The 5,047-nt window shown below is 74.6% G+C and carries 1 protein-coding gene; it reads right to left on the bottom strand.

The features are described 5' to 3' along the window. The coding region (locus VFZ20_RS28865) for a non-ribosomal peptide synthetase (protein ID WP_329687434.1) at positions 1–5,047 on the bottom strand (5,047 nt) is incomplete at both ends.

Below are 5,047 nucleotides of genomic sequence, written 5' to 3'. Positions count from 1 at the left end.
GTCCTCCGTGGGCCCGTACAGGTTCCCCACCCGCTCCACCGCCGGCAGCGCGTACAGCCCCCGCGCCAGGTCGGCGGGGAGGGGCTCGCCGGCCAGGTTCAGCGTCCGCACGCTGGCGGGGATGCCGCCCGCGCGCAGCAGCTCCGCCGCGGCCGTGGGCACCATGCTGGCGTAGCGGATCTCCTCGTCCGCCACGGACGGCAGGTCCAGCGCGTTCTCGACGAGGACGAGCCGGCCGCCCCAGCACAGCGTGCCCAGGATCTCGCCCACGCTCACGTCGAAGTTGACGGAGGTGGATGCGAGGACCGCCGCGCGCTCCTCGTCCGAGACGGCCTCCCGCATCCAGTGCAGCAGGATGACGGTGGACGAATGGCGGATCATCACGCCCTTGGGCCGGCCGGTCGATCCGCTCGTGAAGATGACGTGCGACAGGTTCTCCGGCGTGGCGCCGCTCGCGGGCGCGTCCGCCGATTCCGCCGCGAGCTGATCGCGGAGGGCGTCCAGCGCGAGCGCGTCCGCGCCCTCCGGCAGGCGCTCGGCGAGGACGCTGCTCGTGAGCACCAGGCGCACGCCCGCGTCCTCCATCATGTAGCCCAGCCGCTCGCGCGGGTACGCGGGGTCCAGGGGCACGTACGCGCCGCCCGCCTTGTGCACGGCCAGCAGGCCGACGATGAGCTCCGGCGTGCGCTCCAGGCAGATCCCGACGCGCGCCTCCGGGCCCACGCCGCGGCCGCGCAGGTGGTTCGCGAGACGATTCGCCCGCGCATCCAGCTCGGCGTACGTCAGCGTCTCGCCGCGGTGCGTCAGCGCGGGCGCGTCCGGCGTCCGGGCCGCCTGCGCGCCAAAGAGGTCGTGGACGAGCCCCATGGGATACGCGGCGTCCGTGTCCAGCCAGCGCGCCACCTGCGCGCGCTCCGCGGCCGGCATCATGGGCAGGGCGGAGAGTGCCGTGTCCGGCGCGGCGGCGATGCCCCGCAGCAGCTCGCACAGCTGCGCGGCCATCCGCTCGACCGTGGGCGCGTCGAACAGGTCCGTGGCGTACTCGATGCGCCCCGTCAGCCCCTCCGCGCCGACTTCCACGCCCAGCGTGAGGTCGAACATGGACGTGCCCGGATCCACCTCCACCGGCGCCAGCTCCAGCCCGGGAAGGGACAGGGCGCGCAGCGGGGTCTCGTCCAGCACGAACATGGCCTGGAAGACGGGCGTCCGGGACAGGCTGCGCTCCGGCAGCAGCTCCTCCACCAGCCGCTCGAACGGCAGCTCCTCGTGAGCGTACGCGCCCAGCGCCGTCTCGCGCACGCGCCGCAGCGCCTCGCGATACGACGGGTCGCCGCCCAGGTCCGTGCGCAGGGCCAGCGTGTTGACGAAGAAGCCGATGAGCCCCTCCGTCTCGCCCCGCCCGCGGTTGGCCACGGGCGTGCCCACGACGAGGTCCCACTGCCCGCTGTAGCGCGCCAGCAGCGTCTTGTACGCGGCCAGCAGGGCCATGAACAGCGTGGCGCCCTCCTCGCGGGCCACGCCGCGCAGCGCGTCGGCGATGCCGGCGGGGAGCGCGAAGCGGTGCGTGCGGCCCGCGAACGTCTGCAGGGCCGGGCGCGGGTGGTCCGTGGGAAGGCTGAGCGCGGGGGGCGCGCCGGCCAGCTGCCCCGTCCAGTACGCCAGCTCGCGCGCCATGCGGTCGCCCGCCATCCGCGCGCGCTGCCACACGGCGTAGTCCGCGTACTGCACGGGGAGCGCGGGCAGGCTCGGCGCCTCGCCCGCGGCAAAGGCCGCGTACAGCGCGGAGATCTCGCGCACGATCACCCCACGCGACCAGCCGTCGCTGATCACGTGGTGCATGGACAGCAGCAGCACGTGCGCGTCGTCGGCGAAGCGCAGGAGCCGCGCGCGGACGAGCGGGCCGGCCGCCAGGTCGAACGGGCGGGCCTGCTCGAACGCGGCCTGCCGCTCCGTCTCCGCCCGGCGGTCCGCCGCGTCCGCCAGGTCCACGGTCTCGACGTCGATGCGCAGCGACGGCGCCACGTGCTGCACGGGCTCGCCGTCGCCCATCGTGAACGTGGTCCGCAGCGACTCGTGCCGCGCCGCCAAGGCGTCCAGCGAGCGGCGCAGGGCCTCCGCGTCCAGCCGGCCGTCCAGCCGCACGACGCCCACCATGTTGTAGGCGACGTTGCTGGGGTCCAGCTGCTGCACGAACCACAGCCGCTGCTGCGCGAACGAGAGCGGCAGGGGCTGATGACGAGGGACGGGCACCAGCGGCGCGTCCGTGGCGGGGGCCAGCGCCGCGATGCGCGGGGCCAGCCCGGCCACCGTGGACGCCTCGAAGAACGCGCGGACGGGCAGCTCCACGCCCAGCGCGTCGCGCACGCGGGTCACGGCGCGCATGGCCAGCAGCGAGTGGCCGCCCAGGCCAAAGAAGTCGTCGTGGATGCCCACGCGCTCCACCCCCAGCACCTCGCCGAAGACGGCGGCCAGCGCCTCCTCCGCCTCCGTGCGCGGGGTCACGTACTCCGCCGTGCGCAGGGCCGACGCGTCCGGCGCGGGGAGAGCGTTGCGGTCCGTCTTGCCGCTGCCCGTGAGCGGCAGCGCGTCCATGGGGACAAACGCGGACGGCACCATGTACTCGGGCAGATGGGCCTTGAGGTGCGCCCGCAGGTCCGTCGCGGCGGGCACCTCCGCGCCCGGCGCGGCGACGAGGTAGGCGACGATGCGCCGGTCGCCCGGCGCGTCCTCGCGCACGACGGCCACGGCCTCACCGATGGCGGGGTGCGCGCGCAGCGACGTCTCGATCTCACCCAGCTCGATGCGGAAGCCGCGCACCTTGACCTGCGTGTCCGTGCGGCCGAAGTACTCCAGCTCGCCGTCCGCCGTCCAGCGCACGCGGTCCATCGTCCGGTACATCCGCGCGCCCGCCGGCCCGAACGGGTCCGGGACGAAGCGCTCGGCCGTCAGCCCGGGCTGGGCCTCGTAGCCGCGCGCCAGGCCGGCGCCCGCCAGGTACAGCTCGCCCGCCACGCCCACGGGCGCCGGCCGCAGCTGCGCGTCCAGCACGTACGCCCGCGAGTTGGCCAGCGCCCGGCCGATGCGCACGCGGTCCGATCCCTTCGGGACCAGCGCGAAGGTGGAGTAGCTGGTGTCTTCCGTGGGCCCGTAGAGGTTGCCCACTTTGACCACAAACCCGGTCTTGTACAGCCCCTGGGCCAGGTCGCTGGGCAGCGCCTCGCCGGCCAGGTTCATCGTCCGCAGGCTCGCCGGGATGCCGCCCGAGCGCAGCAGCTCCGCCGCGGCCGTCGGGACCATGCTGGCGTAGCGGATCTGCTGATCGGCCACGGACGGCAGCTCCAGCGCGTTCTCCACCAGGACGAGCGTGCCGCCCCAGCAGATCGCACCGAAGATCTCCGCCACGCTCACGTCGAAGTTGATGGACGTCGATGCGAGAACGGACGCACGCTCCTCGTCCGAGACGTGGTCGCGCATCCAGTGCAGCAGCGCCACGGTGGCGGAATGGCGGATCATCACGCCCTTGGGCCGGCCCGTCGATCCGCTCGTGAAGATGACGTGCGACAGGTTCTCCGGGTGCGCCCCGCTCTCCGGCGCCTCCGCCGGCTCCGCCGCGAGCGCGTCGCGGATGACGTCCAGCGCCACGGGCTCCACGGCGTCCGGCAGGCGGTCCGCGAGATCCGACGCCGTCAGCACCAGGCGGACGCGGGCATCCTGCGCCATGAAGCCCAGGCGCTCGCGCGGCAGGGCGGGATCCAGCGGCACGTACGCGCCGCCGGCCTTGAGCACGGCCAGCAGGGCGACGAGCATCTCCGGCGTGCGGTCCAGGCACACGCCCACCCGCGACTCGGGGCCCACGCCGCGGCCGCGCAGGTGGTTGGCCAGGCGGTTGGCCCGCGCGTCCAGCTCCCCGTACGTCGTCCGCGCGCCGCGATGGACGAGCGCCACGGCGTCCGGCGTGCGCGCCGCCTGCGCGGCGAACAGGTCGTGCACGCACGCGTCCGCGGGATACGCCGCATCGGTCGCGTTCCACGCGGCCAGCAGGGCGCCCTCGTCCGCCGCGCGCAGGGGCAGGGCCGAGAGCGGCGCGTCGGGGTTGGCGGCGGCGGCGCGCAGCAGCACGCACAGCTGCCGCGCCATGCGCTCGATGGTGGCCGCGTCGAACAGGTCCGTGGCGTACTCGATGCGCGCCACCAGCCCGTCGTCCGCGCGCTCCACGCCCAGCGTCAGGTCGAACATGGACGTGCCCGTGTCCACGTCCGCGGGGACCAGGCGCAGCCCGGGGAGGGTGAACGGGCGCAGGGGCGCCTCGTCCAGCAGGAACATCACCTGGAACACCTGGTTGCGGCCCAGGCTGCGCTCGCTGTGCAGCGCCTCCACCAGCCGCTCAAAGGGCAGCTCCTCGTGCTCGTACGCGCCCAGCGCCGTCCGGCGCACGCGGCGCACGGCCTCGCGGAACGTGGGATCGCCCGCCAGGTCCGTCCGCAGGGCCAGCGTGTTGGCGAAGAAGCCCACCAGCCCCTCCGTCTCCGCCCGGCCGCGGTTGGCCACGGGCGTGCCGACGACGAGGTCCGTCTGCCCGCTGTAGCGCGCCAGCACCGTCTTGAACGCCGCCAGCATCACCATGAAGAGCGACGCGCTCTCCTCGCGCGCGATCTCGCGCAGCGCATCCGCCACGCCGTCCGGCAGGCGAAAGTGGTGCGTGCGGCCCGCGAACGTCTGCACGGCGGGACGAGGATGGTCCGTGGGCAGCGTGAGCGCGGGGGGCGCGCCGGCCAGCGTGTCCGTCCAGTACTGGAGCTGGGAATCGAGCAGCTCGCCCGTCATCCGCCCGCGCTGCCAGACGGCGTAGTCCGGGTACTGCACGGGGAGCGCGGGCAGGTCCGCCCGCGTCCCGTTCACGAACGCCGTGTACGCCGCCGAGATCTCGCGGACGATCACCCCGCGCGACCAGCCGTCGCTCACCACGTGGTGCATCACCAGCAGCAGCACGTGCGCGTCGGGGGCAAAGCGCAGCAGCCGGGCGCGCAGCAGCGGCCCGGCCTCCAGG

The sequence above is a fragment of the Longimicrobium sp. genome (assembly GCF_036280135.1).
In the GTDB taxonomy this organism is placed as follows: domain Bacteria; phylum Gemmatimonadota; class Gemmatimonadetes; order Longimicrobiales; family Longimicrobiaceae; genus Longimicrobium.
Note: the sequence above shows the minus strand (reverse complement) of the source record. Positions and strands in the feature narration are given on the sequence as shown.